Below are 18,468 nucleotides of genomic sequence, written 5' to 3'. Positions count from 1 at the left end.
TACCTGGCTCAACCACTACAACCTGGAACGACCCCACCTCGGCATCGGCGGCCTACGACCCATCGACCGAATCAACAACGCAACGGGTCAGTACAACTAGGCGCTCCTCGAAGGTGCCGAGCTGACCGACGTGCGCGGGCGTGAACACACCGATCTTGGGCTCGATGACCATGTAGCGCAACTACTCGACGTCCAGGTGCCAGGTCACGCGCCCTGTTGCTGCTGCCGCACGAACACCTGGCGGTCGGTCGAGACCTGGCACAGTTCGCAGGTCAGCACTGTGGGCCCCGTGGGACTCGAACCCACAACCTACGGATTAAAAGTCCGCAGCTCTGCCATTGAGCTAGAGGCCCGGGCTCCGTGCGCACGCCCCGTCGGAGGCGACGCCAGGCCCGCGCAGAGTCTACGCGCCGAGCCTCCACGCGTGGCGACCTGACCACGTGCGGTGAGCGACGCCGTCGGGCACGGTGGGCGGGCCGACGTCAGCGCGGGGCGCGCGCCACCACGTCGAAGACGTGCCAGTGCTTGGGACCGCTGAACGACTGGCCGTCCTCGTCCTCCTCGCGGAACGCGACGACGTCGAGCCCGTCGAGCAGGGACTCGGCGTCGGCACGTGTCAGGAAGGTCCCGTCGATCGTGCCCGCGAACGAGTCGTGCACCCCGAACAGGTTCACAGCCAGCCACGCGCCCGGCCGCAGGGCGCGGCGGACCGCGGCCCAGACGCGCGGGAAGTCGTCGGGCGACGCGTACGGGAGCGAGTACCCGGCGTAGAGCAGGTCGGCCGGCGGCAGGTCCGCCAGGTCCGCGAACGGCACGACGGCGACGCTCAGCCCGTCTCCTGCCGCAGCTCCCGCCGTGGTCCGGACGAGGGACGGGGTGCCCGGCTCGCCGTCGACCGCGTGGACGCGCCAGCCCCCGGCCAGCAGCGCGGCCGTCTCGACGCCCGCCCCGCAGCCCAGGTCGACCGCCTGCCGGCCCGCGCCCGGCCCGGCGTGCGTCATGACCTCGCGGCAGAGGTCGCGCACCTCGCGGCCGGGCTGTGCGGAGTTGTAGACGGCCCAGTGGTCGGGGGAGTGGAGAGCGGTCACGGGACCATGCTCCCACCCGCAGTGGACGCCCCACGGGCGCGCACCCTAACGCGATCCGGGACCGCCTGCCTCGTGCGATCCCACTTCCTGGGAGACACGCCGGAAAAGGGCCCCTGCCCTTGCGATCGGACCCGATCCTTGTTTGGTTGGAGGCAACCGAAAGGCGCACGCCAGGGTTCGTCGCAAGGCGTCCCGTGCGTCCCCAGGCAACCGAGAGGAGCTCCCATGCTCACCCTGACCGACAACGCCCGCGACGCAGTCCAGGACCTCACCACGCGCGCCGGAGTGGCCGACGGTGGCGGTCTGCGCATCGCCGAGTCGGCGCCGCAGTCCGGCGACTTCGAGCTTGCCCTCGTCCCGAGCCCGCAGCCCGACGACACGGTCGTGGAGAACGGCGACGTCCGCGTCTTCGTCGAGCCGACCACCTCGATCGCGCTCGCCAACCTCACGCTCGACACCGACCCTCGTGCGACCGAGGGCCCCGGATTCGTCCTGACGCCGCAGGCCTGACCGGCCGGGCACCACCGCGGGGCCTGACAGCCCGCACCTCGACCTGAGCGGTTGCGCGGTCCGTCCATCCCGGGAGCCGACCACCCTCCTCCTCGGAAGGTTCCCGGCCCGGCCAGGGCTACGCACCTGCTCACCCCGACGGGCCGTCCGCACGCAGCGGACGGCCCGTCGTCGTGCCCGGCACCGCGGCGCCGACCCGGCCAGTGCCGACCCGGCCCGCTCCGACCCGACCCGGCCCGTACCGTGTCGCCTCAGCCCCGCCGCGCGACCGACAGCGCCCACGCGACGAGCGGCACCTGGACGGGCAGGCGCCCCCACGCGACGAGCGGCCTGCGCGCCCAGGAGCTGGCGCCGGGGTGCGAGTCGAGCGCCATCTTCACGTTCCCGGGGAAGACGCCGACGAGGAGCGCGGCGCTCGCGAGGCCGCCGACGCGGCGTGCGGCCGGGACCAGCAGTGCCGCCGCGCACGCGAGCTCGGCGACCCCGCTCCACGTGACCCACGGGCGCGGGTCACCGAGCGCGGCGGGGACGAGGGGCTCGAAGACCTGCGGCCGCGCCAGGTGGACGACCCCGGACGAGCCGAGCAGCGCTGCGAGCGAGACCGCGGAGAGCGTCGGGGAGAGGGGCATGGCCCGATGCTAGGCAGAGCGGGGGCGGCTCGCCGCCCGGGGCGTCCGGTGGCGTCAGCAGGTCACGCGCCGACCGGCGACACGATCCAGTACCCGCCCAGCACCGCGGCACCGACGGTCACGAGCAGGAACACCACGACCCACACGATCCCCGGGACACGGGTGAGGCGCGCGAGCATGTCGGCGTCGGACTGGCGTGCCTTGCCGCGGCTGCGGGAGATCTGGAGCTCGAGGACGGGCCGGATCGCGCCCAGCAGCAGGAACCAGGTGACGGCGTACGCGACCGCGCTCTGCACGGGAGGCGTCGCGGCCCACGACACCACGACGAGGGCGACGCCGCTCACCAGCACGGACCACAGGCCGAACCAGTTGCGGATCTGCAGCAGCATTAGCGTCAGCAGCAGCACGAGGAGCCACAGGAGCCCGACGGCGTAGCCCGCCCGCAGCAGCGCCGCCGCGCCGAGGCCCACGAGGCCCGGGCCGACGTACCCCATGAACGCCGTGACGACCATGCCGAACCCGCGCGGCTTGCCGTACGACACGGTGAGGCCCGACGTGTCGGAGTGCAGGCGGATACCGGTCAGCCGGCGCCCCGTGAGGAGGGCCGCGATGGCGTGCGCGCCCTCGTGCGCGATCGTCACGACGTGTCGCGCGACGCGCCAGACCGGCGTGAACACCACGACGATCAGCGCGACGAGCGACATCGACAGGACGACCGCGGAGGCCGGTGCGGGCACAGGGGTGGTGGCCGCCGACCAGATCTGGCCGACGACGTCTCCCACAGAGCTCATGAAGTCCACGGGCGACATTCCACCACGCCCGCATGTGCGTCCCGTGGGAGGTCCGCGCGGGGGCCGGGGCGAAGTTCCGGGAGGGGCGGGCCGCACGCCCGACGGCGGGCCCGCCGTCGGGCCCGGGCGTTCGCGAGAGGTCGGTGCGCCGCGACGTGTGGGATCGGTGAGGGATGTGGAGACGTCGATCACCTTGGACGCACGAGCGCCCCAGGCATGAGAGAGTGGGGATCGTGGCTGCGCATCTCTGCGCGCCCAGCGTCGTGGAGTTCCCTGGATTTCTTGCGGCGAACCCCGACCCTACGCCCGAGAGGCAAACCCTTGAACAACCCCATTCGTGCTGCCGTGCGCCCTAACGCCGCAGCCCCCCGCACCAACCAGTCGCAGGGACAGCAGTCCCGCGACACCACCCGCCCCGTCCGCGACTCCCGCGACGAGCGCGAGAGCCGCGACCCGCGTCCCGCCAAGGTGACCCGCGACGGTCGCCCGGTCCGTGAGCGCGACTCGCGTGACGGCCGCGGCGCCGGCCAGGGTCGCCCCGCCGGTGGCAACCGTGAGCAGCGCGCTCCCCGCGAGCAGCGCGAGCAGCGTCCCGCCGTGGAGCGCTCGTCGGTCCCGACCGTCGTGCCCGAGGGCCTGACGTTCGCGGACTTCGCGATCCCGACCACGGTGATCCGCGAGCTCTCCAGCCAGGGCATCGAGTCGCCGTTCCCCATCCAGGTCGCCTCGCTCCCGGACACGCTCAAGGGCCGCGACGTCCTGGGCCGTGGCCGCACGGGCTCGGGCAAGACCCTCGCGTTCTCGCTGCCTGTCGTCACGCGCCTGTCCCAGTCGGACACGCGTCGTGCCGCCCGCCGCCCCCGCGCGCTGGTCCTGTGCCCGACGCGTGAGCTCGCGAACCAGATCAACGCCACGATGGAGCCGCTCGCGAAGGCCCTGGGCCTGAACACGACGACCATCTTCGGTGGTGTCGCGCAGAGCCGCCAGGTCAGCGCCCTCAACGCGGGCGTCGACATCGTCATCGCCTGCCCGGGCCGCCTCGAGGACCTGCTCAACCAGCGCGTCCTGTCGCTCGACGGCATCGAGATCACGGTCCTCGACGAGGCCGACCACATGGCCGACCTGGGCTTCCTTCCCGGCGTCAAGCGCATCATGGACAAGACCCCGACGCGCGGCCAGCGCCTGCTGTTCTCGGCGACGCTCGACAACGGCGTGGACCAGCTCGTCAAGCGGTACCTGAGCAACCCGGTGAGCCACTCGGTGGACTCGGCCGAGTCGCCCGTCTCCAACATGACGCACCACATCTTCGCGGTCCGTGACGCGGACGCGAAGAAGGACGTCGTGCAGCAGCTCGCGTCGGGCACGGGCCGTCGCGTCCTGTTCACGCGGACGAAGCACCAGGCCAAGAAGCTCGCGAAGCAGCTCACGGCGCAGGGCATCCCGTCGGTCGACCTGCACGGCAACCTCGGCCAGGGGGCGCGCGAGCGCAACCTCGAGGCGTTCTCGAACGGCTCGGTCCGCGTGCTCGTCGCGACCGACATCGCGGCGCGCGGCATCCACGTCGACGAGATCGAGCTGGTCGTGCACGTCGACCCGCCGGCCGAGCACAAGGCGTACCTCCACCGCTCGGGCCGTACGGCTCGCGCCGGTTCCGAGGGCGTCGTCGTGACCGTCATGCTCCCCGAGCAGCGCAGCGACGTGAAGGACCTGACCCGCAAGGCGAAGATCACGGCGCAGCCGCAGTCGGTCGCCCCGGGTGACGCGGCGATCACGTCGCTCGTCGGCGAGGTCGCCGAGTACGTGCGCCCCGCGGACATCACGCCGCCGCAGACGCAGGCCCGTCGCGGCACGCCGTCGCGCAACGGTGGGACGCGTGCGACGCGCACCGCGGCCCCGGCCAAGTCCGCCGGCCCGACGGCGCAGCGCGCCCAGGGTGGTCGCGGCCAGTCGGCGCAGGGCGGCGAGGGCGGCGCTGGTGCGCAGGCTCGTCGTCGTGGTGGCCGTGGTCGCGCGCAGCGCGGTGGCGGCTCGGCGACGGTGTACTCGTCGTCGTCGTACTGATCCTCGGTGCGTGAGGGCCCCGGCGGTGATCTGCGGATCACCGCCGGGGCCCTCACCCTTTCCCGCGGCGTGTCCGAGGCCCCGGTGCCGGGGCCTCGGGAGCGCGGGTGCGCCTACCGCTGGGCGCAGTCCGTCGCGTCGAACGTGGCCTCGTGCGTGGTCGTCACGTCCCGGCCGTCGACGGTCGCCCGCGCCGTGACGGTCACCGCCCCGGCCGGCACGCTGCCTGCCCTGGTGGCGAACGTCTGCTGCGCGCTCCTCGTCGGCGAGAGCCCCTCGAAGGTCTTGCGTCCGAACGGCGTGGACATCGTCACGTCGACGGGACCCGCGCCGTCGTTCACGGCGCGCACCGTGAGGGAGACCTTGCCGGCGAGGCAGCGCGCAGCGGCCGCCACCGAGACGTCGAGGGTCGGGGTCTCGGACGCGGCGGCGAACGACCACGTGTCGAGCTCCACGAGGTCGCTCCCGGACGGCCCGGAGAACGTGAAGTAGACGTCATGGATGCCGGAGACGTCGGTGAGGTCCGCCGACGCATCCACCCAGTCGCCGATCTCCGCGTCGAGGGTGATCGTCGCGACCACGGGTCCGGCACGGTCGTCGAGGCGGACGTCGATGCTCGCCCCGGCGACCAACGGCCTGACCCGCGCGGTGACGCTCGCGGCCCCCGCCCCGAAGTCCACGGCTGACAGTGCCGACCAGTCTCCGTCGTCGACGTCGTGCACCACGAGGTGGGGTGCGTCGTCGCCGAACTGGGCCGATCCCGTACCGACCTTCTTGGTCGCCAGGCCCTGCTGCCACGCGAAGGTCTCGGCCTCGAGCGTCTGGTACGGGTCGACGTTCTTGACCTGGTCGACGCCCGCGAAGTCGCCCACCACCTGCTGGATGGTGCCGTCCGCGTTGAACGTCAGCTCCTGGAGGTGGGTGCTGCGGTAGCCCTGCGTGACGTCGCCGTTGATGCGCTTGTTGAGGGTCGGCGCGTGGTAGGTGAAGTAGTACTTCCCGTCGAGCTCGAACACCGACTGGTGGTTGTTCCCCCCGGTGCCGGCACCGAAGAACTGGCTCTGGTTGGGGAACAGGACGCCGGAGTAGGTCTCCTTGGGCCACGACATCGGGTCGGTCGACATCATGTAGCCGATCTGGCCGCCACCGGGATACCCGGGCACCTTGACCTGGTTGCCACCGAAGTCGGCGCCGCCGAAGTGCGACGAGTACGACAGGTAGTACATGCCGTCGCGCTCGAAGACCTGTGCCGCCTCGAACGCGACGGGCGCGTCGACGACCGCGGCGGTCCCCGTGGTCGAGACCATGTCCTCGCCGAGCTGGATGACGCGGATGTTCTTCGGGTTGTTGAAGCGTTCTGCGGCGGGCATGCTCGTCGCGGCCGGTCCGCCGCCGAAGAACAGGTAGGGGGTGCCGTCCGTCGCGATGAGCGGTGCCGGGTCGAACTTCCAGGCCACGCCCTCGGTGCCCGGGGTCCTGCCGTCGATGAGCGTGCTGGTGCGTTCGCTGGTCCAGGGCCCCAGGGGCGAGGAGCCGGTGATCACGTTGCTCGAACCGCCGCCGTTCGCGTAGTACAGGAAGTACTTCTCCTGACCGTCCACGATCTTCTTCGCGACTCCGGGCGCCCACGAGTTGCCGGTGAACGGGGCGACCCCGCCGGCGCCTGCGACGTCGATCTCGCCGTGGTCGGTCCAGTTGACCAGGTCCTCGGACGAGATCAGGGTGATCTGGTTGATGCTCCCGTAGTCGATCTGGGGGGACACCCCGGTGACCGAGCTCGGCGCGTACCCCTGGGTGTCGTTCGTCATGTAGAGGTAGACGCGACCGTCGTCGACGAACCCGTAGGCGTCGGCCCCGAACTTGTGGGAGATCACGGGGTTGTGCTCGCCCGGGACCTTGCCGAGCACCTCGATGGTCTTGGACGGCGGTGCGGGCGGTGCGGCTCCGGTCAGGGAGACGTCGTCGAGCCTGAAGTCCATGAGGTGCGTGGCAGGGTCGCTCGACGGGTTGCTCGTCCAGGGCGTCTCGAAGAAGAGGCGTGCTGTCGTCGTGCTCTGCGTCGCCGGGATGGTGAACGTGCCGCGGAGAGTGGCCCAGGCGCCCTTGACGGCCGTGACGCTCACCAGGTTCGTGTAGGTGCCGCCGCCGTAGTGCATGGTGGCGAAGAACTGCTTGGACGCGGGCGCGTCGGCGCCGTCGTAGCGGATCTTCGCCGACAGGTCGTACGTCTCGCCCGCCTGGACCTTGCCGCTCAGCACCTGGAGCGGGCCGGAGCCCGTGGTCGCGCGCTGCGTCATGAGCGCGGCGCCCTGCCCGGCGTAGGCGTCCGAGGTCGTGGACAGCAGACCGTCGTCGGTCGGGTTGCCGTCGTTGACGATCCACCCGGTCGTGCCGTCCTCGAACCCTCCGTTGACGATCAGCTCCGTCTCGGCGGCCTGGGACGGGATCACGGACAGCGCGGAGGAGAGCAGTGCCGCGAGGACCGCTCCCGCCAGGACGCCCCGGACCGTCGGTCGTCTCTCGTGTCGCCTCATAAATCCTCCTTGATTCGTGTGGTGCGCGTGGATCGGTACCCATGACGCCGGTCCGTCGCCGGGCAGCGGGGCACGCCGCCGGGCGGGTGGAGCTGCTGTCGTGGTCGGCGCCGAGCGCTCGACCGGGCTGCCGCGAGGAGTCTCCTTTCGCTGTGCAGCTCGTCGGCTTAGTTGCCGACTCCCGGTGTGAGCGCTCACATGCGCCTCGGTGTGGCCATGTTAGCGCTCACGAAGGGCTTGTCAACGGCTGAGCGACCCCCGCGCCCGCGGCCGACCGGGAACACCCGGACACCCGGCGCGGTTGTCGCTGTCGGAGGTGGAGCATGACCAACGAGACCCACGACACGACCGGCAACCTGTTCTCGCAGAAGGTGTACCCGGTGGCCAAGCCCGACGCCCGGTGGCGGGAGGAGCTGGCTCCCGAGGAGTACGCCGTGCTCCGCCAGGCGGGCACCGAGCGCCCCTGGACAGGAGAGCTCCTCGAGGAGAACCGGGAAGGGATCTACCGGTGTCGGGCCTGCGGCAACGAGCTGTTCCGCTCGGACACCAAGTTCGACTCGCACTGCGGGTGGCCGAGCTTCTACGCGCCCAAGGAGTCGGACGCGGTCGAGCTGATCCAGGACCGCAGCCACGGCATGGTCCGCACCGAGGTGCGGTGCGCGAACTGCGGCTCGCACCTGGGGCACGTGTTCGACGACGCCCCCCAGACCCCGACGGGCGACCGGTTCTGCATGAACAGCCTGAGCCTGACGTTCGAGGACGCGGGCGCCTGAGTCGGCACGGCAGGTGATCGTCGGAGCGGGCGTGACCTCGAGGTCACGCCCGCTCCGGCACGTCGGCACGACGAGGACGAGCGACACCGGCGAGCACGTCGAGGCCCGTCGCGAACATCGCTCCCAGCAGGTAGAACAGCAGGTCACGCGCGTTGAACGTGCTCCCGAGCACCCACGCCGCCGCGGGCGCGACGTCCAGCACGACCCCCACGAGCGGGGTCGCCTGGAGAGCCTCGACGAGCCAGCACCACGCGAGCACCACGACGCCCGCGACCCACGGTCGCGACCGCGGGGTCACGAGCACGAACGCCGCGTACGCCGCGACCGCGTACAGCAGGTCGCCGACCGCGTCGCCGACCGGGTCGGGGACCTGCGTCGTCACCAGGAGTCCCAGGACGACCACGCCCGCGAGGACGGCCAGGACGCGAGGGCGGCTGCGCCGTCGGGCGCCGTGCGGCCCCGGTCCGGGCGCGGCGGGCGTCCCCGGCGCCACCGTCAGTGCGTCGCCTGCCAGCGCACGAGATCCTCCGAGTACCGGTGCAGCAGGCCCGCGAGGGCCGCGACGTCCTCGGAGGACCAGTCGCTCAGCGCCTGCGAGATCGAGTCGACGCGTCGTTCGTGCGTGGTCCGCAGGAGCGTCGCACCGGCCTCGGTGAGCGTGATGACCTGCCCGCGCGAGTCCTCGGGGTCGACCTCGCGGTCGACCAGCCCGACGGACTCGAGCCGGGCGAGCTGGCGCGAGATGGTCGCGCGCCCGACGCCGAACTGCTGCGCGAGGTCCGACCCCCGCACGCCCGGGTTGGCCCAGATGTGCGCGAGCAGCGGGTAGGCGCTCGCGTCGAGGTCGGGGTGGATGCGCTTGGCCATCGCGTTCGCGGACGAGCCGGCGCGGCGCGTCAGGACGCGCAGCTCGCGTTCGAGCGCGGAGAGCGGCGACTCGTCGGCGGGGGGTGTGGCGGGCGTGAGGGACACAGTCGGCTCCGGCTGGTCGATCGGCGAGGGCGGGGTCACACGCCCCATCATGGCGTGCGACGGGGCCGCCGCGGAACAAGCATCCACGGCGGCCCCGGGTGAGGGCCGGCAGGTGGGCGTCAGCGCGAGGCGCTGCCCCCGGGAGCGGTGCCCTCGGCGGGTCGCGTCGAGGTGCCGGTGGCCCCGCTCGGCGAGCCCGACGACGTCGCGCCGGCCCCGGCGAGGACGGACTCCTCGGCGTGGTCGCCCTCGTGCTCCTGCTCGATCTCGTCGGTCAGGTCCGGCAGGCCGGCCGCGAGGTCGCGCTCGAGGCGCTCGTCGAGACCGGACTTGGTCCCGAGCGGGACCTCCTTGAGGAACAGCACGCAGATCAGCCCGATGACCGCGAGGGGCACGGCCACGAGGAAGATGTCGGCGATGCCGTCGCCGTACGCGCGCTCCACGAGGTCGCGCATCGGGGCCGGGAGGGTGTTGAGGTCGGGCACGGTGCCGCCCGTCGCGTCGGACGGGACGCCCATGGAGGCGAGTCCGGCCTGGATCGAGGACGTGACCTTGCTCGCGAGGACCGCCCCCAGGACCGAGACGCCGATCGTGCCGCCCAGGGTGCGGAAGAACGCGACGGTCGCGGTGCCCGCGCCCATCTCGGAGATGTCGAGCGTGTTCTGGACCGCGAGCACGAGGTTCTGCATGAGCATGCCCATGCTCGCCCCGAGCGCGAACAGGTAGATGCTGATGAGCACGAAGCTCGTCTGGTAGTCGATGGTCGACAGCGCGAACAGCGAACCGACCAGGAGCACGCCGCCGGCGACCATGAACGCCTTGTAGCGACCGGTGCGCGTGATGAGCTGCCCGATCAGGGTCGACGCGACGAAGGTGCCGATGATCATGGGGATGGTCAGGAGGCCGGACTCGGTCGCGGTCCGTCCGCGAGCGACCTGCATGTACTGGCTGAGGAAGACGGCCGTGCCGAACATCGCGACGCCCACGGCGACGCTCGCGAGGACCGCGAGGACGAACGTGCGGTTCTTGAACAGGTGCAGGGGGATGATGGGCTCGGCCGCGCTCTTCTCGACCAGCACGGCCGCGACCAGCGCGAGCAGCGAGCCGATCACCATGACGGCGCTCTGCCACGACACCCACTCGAAGGTGTTGCCCGCGAACGTGACCCACAGCAGGAGGGTCGAGACGCCGACGCTGATGAGCAGCGCGCCCCAGTAGTCGATCTTCACGATGCGGCGGGGGATGGGCGGCAGGTGGAGCGTGCGCTGGAGGACGACGATCGCGGCGATCGCGAACGGCAGGCCGACGAAGAAGTTGAGACGCCAGCTCACGGTGTCCGTCAGGACGCCGCCGAGGAGGGGGCCGCCGATCTGGCTCACGGCCATGATCCCGCCCATGAGCCCCATGTACTTGCCGCGCTCGCGCGGCGAGATGATGTCGGAGATCAGGACCATGGCGAGCGCCATGAGACCGCCGGCGCCGATGCCCTGGAGGGCGCGGAACGTGATGAGGGTGCCGACGTTCTGCGACAGGCCCGCGAGGGCCGACGCGAGGACCGAGACGACGAGCGCGAGCTGGATCAGGACCTTGCGGTTGGTCAGGTCGGCGAGCTTGCCCCAGATGGGGGTGGAGATGGTGGTCGTCAGGAGGGTCGCGGTGACGACCCACGTGAACGACGACTGCGACCCCTCGAGGTCGCTGATGATCTTGGGGAGCGAGCTCGAGACGACCGAGGTCGCGAGGACCGAGACGAACATCCCGAGCAGGATGCCGGACAGTGACTCCAGCACTTCCTTGCGGGTCATGGTGGTGGTAGCGCTCATACAGGTCTCACATTCATAGGTCGTGCATTGAGGTCGAAACGTCATGGCGGGGCCCGACGGCGGAGGTCGGGCCGGTGGGGCGGGGCGCCCGGGTGGTCGGTCTGGTGCGCGAGAGGTCGTGCGGGTGGTGCGGTCGGTCAGGAGCCGGAGAGCGCCTCGGTCAGGCGTCCGAGGTGGTGGACGGACTCGCGGAGCTCCTGGGCGGTCCAGCCGGCGAAGGTGCCGGCGGTGCGCCTCGCGAGGAGGCGGAAGGTCTCGTCGACCTTCTCCCTGCCCTCGGGGGTCAGGGTCACGCTGCGGGCCCGCCGGTCGTCGTCGCACGCGGTCCGTTCGACGAGGCCGGCCTCGACGAGGTGCGTCACCTGGCGGCTCGCGACCGACAGGTCGACCTTCAGGTGGTGAGCGAGCTCCGTGACCTGCAGGGGGCCGCAGCGCTGCAGGAGGCGGAGCGTGCCGAGCGACGCGCGCGGGAAGTCGAGCTCGCGCGCCAGGCGGGCCGAGACCTCGCGCTGGGCGCGGTTGAGCTCCTCGAGCGCGATCGTCAGCTCCTTGACGGGTCCGTCGTAGGGCGAGGGGGTCGCGCGGTCGGCGGCCGCGGGGTCGTCGAGGGGCGAGGCGAGGGACGGGGTGGGGGAGAGGGGCACGCGAGAGATCTCCTTAGTTGCTGCAAGCAACCATAAACCCACATGGTTGCTGAAGGCAATAGTTGCAGCGGACATGTTCTTGGACGGCCGTGCCGGACCTCGTTCCTGACCGGACCTGGCGGGGCCCCCGCCCGCCGCCCCCGCGGGTCGCGTGCGTACGATCGAGACGTGAGCGAACAACCGAGCCCCAACCACCGCCCGCGCCGCCCTGCGATGCTCGACCCCCGCGAGGCCGAGGAGCTCCCCGGGGACCTCGACCCCGCGCTGCGCGACCAGATCGCCCACACGACCGCCGCCGCGATCGTGCACGGAGCGCGCGCCGCAGAGGATCCCGAGGTCGTCGAACGCCTCATCCGCCTCGTCGAGACCGAGGGGCTCGACGTCGTGTCCGGCCTCTGGGCCGACTCGGCCCCCGCGACCCTGCCCGGAGCGCTCTGGCGCCTGTACGTCCTGCGGGAGTGGGTGCGCCGCGACCCGCAGACCGTGACCCTGCGCTACCGCCTCGGCGTCGACGCCGCCCCCGTCCAGGAAGCCGTCGCCGGCGTCGTGAGCGCACCCGGCCCCGAGGACGTGCGCGAGCTCGCAGACGCCGTCCTCTCCGGGGTCTTCGCCGGCGACCTCGCCGTGGCCCTCGAACGAGCCGCCGCGTTCTGCCGCATCCTCGCCACGGGCGCCGCGTTCGACGCCGACACGCGAGACGCCGTCGACCCCGACTCCGCGCTCCGGATGACGCGCGGCGCCTCCTCGCTCCTGCGCACGGCCGAGGAGCTCGAGCACTCCGCCGCGCTCTGGCGGGCCGACAGGCTCGACTGACGCTGCGACGTCGGGCGCCGGTCGCCGACGCGGCGTCATCGCGGGCCGCGGTGCGTCGCGGCCCGACGCTCCGGGACCCGTGCCGACGGGCGCCCAGGAGCGTCCCGCGAGGCCCGGGAAAGACCCCTGACCTGCAGGTTCGAAGCCTCCGGAACACGGGCGTACGATTGTTCACGACGTCGGGTCGCGGTAGCCCCGGGCTCCAACATCAGCCGCTTCGAGCGGCCTTCGCGCCGACAGGCGCTCCCGGCCCGGCGTCGCCCCCCACCATGACGTGAGCACCGTTCGACCTGCCCTGAGCAGGCCGTGACGGAGCCCCCGTCAGGCTGCCCGAGCGATTGAACGTTCGGGCGACAGTTCGGTTACATTTGACGAGCGTCGACCGTGCGTCAACCCGCGCGTCGACCGCCCGTCACCACAGCGTCACCTCTCAACAGAACACCTGTGACATCCAGGTGACGATCGCCCCGAGCGGTCGTCACCTGCCTGTGAAACCCCATCAGCGTCCAGCCCTTCCGGAGCCTCCCGTGCGCTTGCGCCTCACCCCGCGCGATACCTCGTTCTTCGACCTCCTCGCTGACTCCGCGCAGCACCTGGTCACCGGGGCAAACCTTCTGGCCGAGCTCCTCGGCGCCGACCGGCCCACCCGCAAGGAGCTCGCCAAGAAGCTGGCGGAGACCGAGCACCTGGCCGACGACGCGACCCACACGATCATGCGGCGCCTCAACCAGACGTTCGTCACGCCGTTCGACCGTGACGACATCTACGGGCTCGCCTCCGCGCTCGACGACTGCATGGACTACATGGAAGAGGCCGCGGACCTCATCGTCCTGTACAAGATCGAGGAGCTGCCCGCCCGCGTCGGCGAGCAGGTCCAGGTCCTCCAGCGCGCCGCCGAGCTGACCGCCGAGGCCATGCCGCGCCTGCGCTCGCTCAACGACCTCGCCGAGTACTGGGTCGAGGTCAACCGCCTCGAGAACCAGGCCGACAAGATCCACCGCAAGCTCCTCGCCGAGCTCTTCGACAACGTCGCCGACCCGATCCTCCTCATCAAGCTCAAGGAGGTCATCGAGATCCTCGAGCAGGCCGCCGACGCGTTCGAGAAGGTCGCGAACATGGTCGAGACCATCGCGCTCAAGGAGTCCTGAGCCCCGTGGAATTCGCTCTGGTCGTCCTCGTCGTCGCGCTCGCGCTGAGCTTCGACTACACGAACGGATTCCACGACGCGGCCAACGCGATCGCGACGTCCGTCTCGACGCGCGCCCTCACCCCGCGCGCAGCCCTCATCATGGCCGCCGTCATGAACTTCGCCGGAGCGCTCCTGGGGACCGAGGTCGCGGAGACCATCGCGACCTCGATCGTCGACCTCAACGGGGTGGACTCCCACCAGGCGCTCATCGTGGTGCTGTGCGCCCTCGTCGGCGCCATCGTGTGGAACCTCATCACGTGGTGGTTCGGCCTCCCGTCGTCGTCGACGCACGCACTGATCGGCGGCCTCGTGGGTGCCGGGCTCGCGGGCGGCCTCATGATCTACGGGCAGGCGATCGTCGACAAGGTCGTCCTCCCGATGGTCTTCTCGCCGCTCGTGGGCTTCGGCCTCGCGTTCGTCGCCATGGTCGGTCTGCTGTGGGCGTTCCGCCGCGCCGCCCCGTCCAAGACGACGCGCCGCTTCCGCCTCGCGCAGACCGTGTCCGCCGCGGCCATGGCCCTGGGCCACGGCCTGCAGGACGCGCAGAAGACCATGGGCGTCATCTTCATGGCGCTGCTGACCGTCGGCTGGGCCAGCCCCGACGAGGGCATCCCGCTGTGGGTCAAGCTCGCCGCCGCGGCCGCGATCTCCGCCGGGACCTACTCGGGCGGGTGGCGCATCATGCGGACGCTCGGGCGCAAGATCATCGAGCTCGACCCGGCGCGCGGGTTCGTCGCCGAGTCCGTGTCCGCGATCGTGCTCTACGTCAACGCGTTCGCGCTGCACGCCCCGGTCTCCACGACGCACACCATCACCTCGGCGATCATGGGCGTCGGCGCGACCAAGCGGCTGTCCGCCGTGCGGTGGGGCGTCGCGAAGAACATCGCCGTCGCGTGGGTCCTGACGATCCCCGCCGCCGCGCTCGTGGCCGCGATCATGTACTGGGTCCTGTCGCCGATCCTGCTCTGAACCGTCCCCTCGGGCGAGGTGACGGTTCGTCCCCTCGCATCTGAAGGCGTGTCAGAATCGGGACCTTCGGCCGTGCGCTGCGGACCTTTGGACAGCCTGTCCTAAACTGCGCGCGGATAGCGTTGAACGGTGAACCGTGCACGCGCCGTCGCGCTCTCCTGGGCCTCGTCCCTCCTGCTCGCCCTCCTGTTCCTCGGGGTCGGGACCGCCATGGACGACCTGCTCGTCGGGGAGGGCCCGCCCGTCGCCCTGCTCGTCGCCCTCGCGCTGCTGGCGGGCGTCGCCGCGTGGGCGGTGCCCACCCTCGGCGCCCGGGAGCAGGCACGCGAGGAGCGGACGCTGCGGAGCGGCGTCGTCGGGCACGTCCTGGCGCTCGGGGTGGCCGAGCGCACGCGGGAGCGCGCCGGACGCATCGTCTCGACCGCGACCGACGGCGTCGAGCGGGCGGCCGCGTACCGTGGCACCTTCGTCGGGCCGATGATCGCCTCGATGACCGTCCCGCTCGTCGTCCTGCTCGTCGTCGCCCTGACGATCGACCCCGTCGCGGCGCTCTGGCTGCTCGCGGGCGTGCCCGCCATCCCGCTCGCGGTCGGCGGCTTCCAGGCGGCGTTCCGCTCCGTGAGCCAGCGGTACCGAGCCAGCTCACGCCTGCTGTCCGCACGGTTCCTCGACGCCTTCCAGGGCCTGACGACCCTGCGCCTGCTGGGCGCGGGCGAGCGGATGGGCGCCACGCTGGCCGACGCCGCGGAGGACGTCCGCAAGCACGTCATGCGGATGCTCGCCGGCAACCAGGTCGTGCTGCTCGTCGTCGACTCGGTGTTCTCGCTCGCGATGATCACGGGCGCGGCGGCCCTCGCGATGAACCGCCTCGCCGACGGCGCCATCACCGCCGGCCAGGCCCTCGCCCTCGTGCTGCTCTCGACCCTCCTGCTCGAGCCGCTCGACCGGATCGGTCAGTTCTTCTACATCGGCATGGGCGGCATGGCCTCGGTCCGGGAGATCCGCCGCCTCCACGCCGAGCAGCCCGACGTCGTCGACGCCCCCGGGGTCGTGGACCCCGGCCCGCTCACCGAGGCTGGCGTCTCCTTCGAGGGGATCGGGTTCGCCTACACCGAGGGCGTCCCGGTCCTGCAGGACGTGACGTTCGAGGTGGCGCCGGGGGAGAAGGTGGCCCTCGTGGGCCCGAGCGGCTCGGGCAAGACGACCGCCGGGTCCCTCCTGCAGACCGCCCTGCGGCCGGACTCCGGGCGGGTGAGCCTCGGCGGGCACGACCTGACCGAGGTCCCGGTCGCCTGGGTGCGTGAGCACGTCGCCGTCGTCGCGCAGCACACCTTCCTCTTCACCGGCACGTTGCGCGACAACCTGCTCGTCGCCGCGCCCGGGGCGAGCGACGCGGACTGCTGGCAGGCCCTCGCGGACGCAGACCTCGCCGAGGTGGTCCGGGCCCTGCCCGCCGGGCTGGACACCCCGGTCGGGGAGCGCGGGCTCTCCCTGTCCGGCGGACAGGCCCAGCGCCTCGCGATCGCCCGGGCCTTCCTCAAGGACGCCCCGGTCCTCGTGCTCGACGAGCCCACCTCCATGGTGGACCTCGCGTCCGAGCGGGCGATCCTCGAAGCCCTCGACCGCCTCGGTGCCGGCCGCACCGTGCTCATGATCTCGCACCGCCCGGCGACCATCGCCGGGGCAGACCGGGTGCTCACGCTGACCGACGGGACGATCCGATGACCACCCAGCAGGCCACCACGCCCCCGAGCGTCACGACGGCCACGGACGCCGCACCCGCCCCGGCGGCCCCCCTCACCCGCGCCGCCCTGCGGCGTCGGCTGCTCGACGTGGGCCGCCCCGTGCTGGCCCCGCTCGTCGTCTCGGCGGTCTTCCGGACCCTGGCGCTCCTCATCGGGATGGCGCTGCTCGCCGTCGCGGCATGGGGAGTGGGTGCCGTGGTCGCCGACGTCACGGGCACGCGAGGCGTCCCGGCGGCCGCACCCGTCGGCGCGATCATCGCCGTGATGGTCGTGCTCTCCCTGGTCAAGGGGGTGTGCCGGTACCTCGAACAGCTCGCCGGGCACTACGTCGCGTTCCACGCGCTGGCCCTGCTGCGGATCTTCTTCTACGACCGGCTCGAGCCGCAGGCCCCCGCCGCGGTCGAGGGCCGGCGTACCGGAGACCTCCTCTCCCGGGTGACCAAGGACGTCGACCGGGTCGAGGTGTTCTTCGCCCACACGCTCGTCCCGGCCACCACGGCCGTGATCGTCCCGGTCGTCACGCTCGGCTGTCTCGCCGTCGGGATCAGCCCAGCCGTGGCCCTGGTCCTGCTGCCGTTCCTGCTCGCGGTCGGTGTCGTCGTCCCGTGGTGCGGACGGGCCGCGACCGCACGGGCGTCGGCGACCCTGCGGGCCACGCGCGGTGACATCGCCCAGCACGTCACGGACACCGTCCAGGGGGTGCGCGAGGTGCTCTCCTTCAACCACGAGGACGCCCGTCAGCGCGAGCTCGCCGAGCTCGACGCGCGCTCGGCCCGGTCGCTCACGGGCATCGGGCGCTGGATCGCGCTGCGCCGCGGGGCGAACACCGCGCTCGTCGCGCTCGCGGTCGTTGCCGAGCTGGTCCTCGTGACCAGCATGGTCGACGCCGGGACGATGACCTGGCAGGGTGCTGCGGTCGTGCTCGCCCTCACGGTCGGCGCGTTCGGCCCGGTGCTCGCGGTCGAGGACTTCGCCGCCGACCTCGAGCAGGCCTACGCCTCGGCCCGACGGATCTTCGAGGTCACCGACGCCGCGCCGGTCGTGACCGAGCCGTCCGACCCGGCCCCGGCCCCGCGCCGGGCGCCCACGGTCACGGTCGAGGACGTCACCTTCACGTACCCGGTCGGCGCGGACGCCGCCGGGGTGCGCGCCGAGCCCGCCGTGCGCGGGGTCTCCTTCACGGCGGCAGCAGGCACGACGACGGCCCTCGTCGGCGCGTCCGGCTCCGGGAAGTCGACGATCGCCTCGTTGCTCGTGCGCTGCTGGGACGTGGACTCCGGGGCGCTGCGCCTGGACGGCACGGACGTCCGGGAGCTCGGGCTCGCGGACCTGCGGGCGACGGTCGCCGTCGCCCAGCAGCGGCCCTACCTCTTCAACACCACGATCGAGGAGAACCTGCGGATGGCCCGGCCGGACGCCACGGCCGAGGAGATCGCCCAGGCGTGCCGCCGCGCCGCGCTCGACGAGGTGGTCGACTCGCTGCCCGACGGGCTGGCGACCGTGGTCGGCGAGATGGGCGAACGGCTCTCGGGCGGTCAGCGGCAGCGGCTCGCGGTCGCGCGGGCGCTGCTGAGCGACTCGCCCGTCCTGGTCCTCGACGAGGCGACCTCCCACCTCGACGCAGCCGCCGAGGCCCGGGTCCTGGCCGGGGTCCGTGAGGCGGGCGCCGGGCGCACGGTCGTCGTCGTGGCGCACCGCCTGTCGACCGTCGCCGACGCGGACCGCATCGTCGTGCTCGACGCCGGTCGCGTCGTCGAGCAGGGCACGCACGTCGAGCTGCTCGCGGCCGGTGGCGCCTACGCGTCGCTGCTGGACCGGGAGGCCGGGTCGCTCGACGGCGTCCTCTAGGACGCGACGCCGGGGCGACCGGGCGTCGGGCGACCGGGCGACCGGACGCCGACGCCGACGCCGCGCCTCGGCACCTGGC

16 protein-coding genes and 1 tRNA gene are annotated in these 18,468 nt (G+C 72.2%); 8 read left to right on the top strand and 9 right to left on the bottom strand.

Going from position 1 to position 18,468, the window contains the following annotated elements; translation table 11 throughout:
* Positions 1-281: 281 nt before the first annotated feature.
* Positions 282-353: transfer RNA gene (locus NHG27_RS07775), tRNA-Lys, on the bottom strand.
* A 129-nt stretch (positions 354-482) separates the two neighbouring features.
* Positions 483-1,088: a class I SAM-dependent methyltransferase gene (locus NHG27_RS07770; RefSeq protein ID WP_497015627.1), complete on the bottom strand. Its 606-nt coding sequence runs from the start codon at positions 1,086-1,088 to the stop codon at positions 483-485.
* Between the two features lie 225 nt (positions 1,089-1,313).
* Here NHG27_RS07770 and NHG27_RS07765 point away from each other — a divergent pair, with 225 nt between their 5' ends.
* Positions 1,314-1,598: an iron-sulfur cluster biosynthesis family protein gene (locus NHG27_RS07765; RefSeq protein WP_193721252.1), complete on the top strand. Its 285-nt coding sequence runs from the start codon at positions 1,314-1,316 to the stop codon at positions 1,596-1,598.
* Positions 1,599-1,849: 251 nt separating this feature from the next.
* On the opposite strand, the gene NHG27_RS07760 is transcribed toward NHG27_RS07765, so the two are convergent.
* Complete coding sequence (locus tag NHG27_RS07760; protein ID WP_497015624.1) at positions 1,850-2,227, bottom strand: DoxX family protein; 378 nt, start codon at positions 2,225-2,227, stop codon at positions 1,850-1,852.
* 62 nt (positions 2,228-2,289) lie between these two features.
* A complete protein-coding gene (locus NHG27_RS07755) occupies positions 2,290-3,018 on the bottom strand; it encodes a M50 family metallopeptidase (protein WP_227748846.1) in 729 nt (242 codons plus the stop codon).
* A gap of 636 nt (positions 3,019-3,654) precedes the next feature.
* On the opposite strand from NHG27_RS07755, the gene NHG27_RS07750 reads away from it, so the two are divergent.
* On the top strand, positions 3,655-5,079 hold the full coding sequence (locus NHG27_RS07750; protein ID WP_497015635.1) for a DEAD/DEAH box helicase: 1,425 nt from the start codon (positions 3,655-3,657) through the stop codon (positions 5,077-5,079).
* A 113-nt stretch (positions 5,080-5,192) separates the two neighbouring features.
* On the opposite strand, the gene NHG27_RS07745 is transcribed toward NHG27_RS07750, so the two are convergent.
* Positions 5,193-7,613 (bottom strand): family 43 glycosylhydrolase, encoded by a 2,421-nt coding sequence (locus NHG27_RS07745; RefSeq protein ID WP_497015622.1) that lies wholly within the window; start codon positions 7,611-7,613, stop codon positions 5,193-5,195.
* A gap of 323 nt (positions 7,614-7,936) precedes the next feature.
* On the opposite strand from NHG27_RS07745, the gene msrB reads away from it, so the two are divergent.
* Positions 7,937-8,386: a peptide-methionine (R)-S-oxide reductase MsrB gene (gene msrB / locus NHG27_RS07740; protein ID WP_193721257.1), complete on the top strand. Its 450-nt coding sequence runs from the start codon at positions 7,937-7,939 to the stop codon at positions 8,384-8,386.
* A 43-nt stretch (positions 8,387-8,429) separates the two neighbouring features.
* On the opposite strand, the gene NHG27_RS07735 is transcribed toward msrB, so the two are convergent.
* From NHG27_RS07735 to NHG27_RS07720, 4 genes are all read right to left on the bottom strand, one after another.
* On the bottom strand, positions 8,430-8,879 hold the full coding sequence (locus tag NHG27_RS07735) for a DUF2809 domain-containing protein (protein ID WP_497015620.1): 450 nt from the start codon (positions 8,877-8,879) through the stop codon (positions 8,430-8,432).
* Positions 8,880-8,881: 2 nt separating this feature from the next.
* On the bottom strand, positions 8,882-9,358 hold the full coding sequence (locus tag NHG27_RS07730) for a MarR family winged helix-turn-helix transcriptional regulator (RefSeq protein WP_497015618.1): 477 nt from the start codon (positions 9,356-9,358) through the stop codon (positions 8,882-8,884).
* A 119-nt stretch (positions 9,359-9,477) separates the two neighbouring features.
* On the bottom strand, positions 9,478-11,181 hold the full coding sequence (locus tag NHG27_RS07725) for an MDR family MFS transporter (protein ID WP_497015616.1): 1,704 nt from the start codon (positions 11,179-11,181) through the stop codon (positions 9,478-9,480).
* 137 nt (positions 11,182-11,318) lie between these two features.
* Positions 11,319-11,825, bottom strand: coding sequence for a MarR family winged helix-turn-helix transcriptional regulator (locus tag NHG27_RS07720; RefSeq protein WP_497015614.1), 507 nt, complete (start codon positions 11,823-11,825; stop codon positions 11,319-11,321).
* A gap of 213 nt (positions 11,826-12,038) precedes the next feature.
* On the opposite strand from NHG27_RS07720, the gene NHG27_RS07715 reads away from it, so the two are divergent.
* The 5 genes from NHG27_RS07715 (at position 12,039) to cydC (ending at position 18,389) form a co-directional block, all read left to right on the top strand.
* Positions 12,039-12,638, top strand: a complete 600-nt coding sequence (locus NHG27_RS07715; RefSeq protein ID WP_497015630.1) for a hypothetical protein — start codon at positions 12,039-12,041, stop codon at positions 12,636-12,638.
* 527 nt (positions 12,639-13,165) lie between these two features.
* Positions 13,166-13,786 (top strand): DUF47 domain-containing protein, encoded by a 621-nt coding sequence (locus NHG27_RS07710; protein ID WP_193721260.1) that lies wholly within the window; start codon positions 13,166-13,168, stop codon positions 13,784-13,786.
* Positions 13,787-13,791: 5 nt separating this feature from the next.
* Positions 13,792-14,796, top strand: a complete 1,005-nt coding sequence (locus tag NHG27_RS07705) for an inorganic phosphate transporter (RefSeq protein ID WP_193721261.1) — start codon at positions 13,792-13,794, stop codon at positions 14,794-14,796.
* Positions 14,797-14,925: 129 nt separating this feature from the next.
* Positions 14,926-16,521 (top strand): ABC transporter ATP-binding protein/permease, encoded by a 1,596-nt coding sequence (locus tag NHG27_RS07700; protein WP_497015612.1) that lies wholly within the window; start codon positions 14,926-14,928, stop codon positions 16,519-16,521.
* On the top strand, positions 16,518-18,389 hold the full coding sequence (gene cydC / locus NHG27_RS07695) for a thiol reductant ABC exporter subunit CydC (protein ID WP_497015611.1): 1,872 nt from the start codon (positions 16,518-16,520) through the stop codon (positions 18,387-18,389). Before NHG27_RS07700 ends, cydC begins: the two co-directional genes overlap by 4 nt.
* Positions 18,390-18,468 lie beyond the last annotated feature (79 nt).

This window comes from Oerskovia sp. 140933, assembly GCF_059651515.1.
This window is presented reverse-complemented; position numbering and strand designations above follow the sequence as displayed.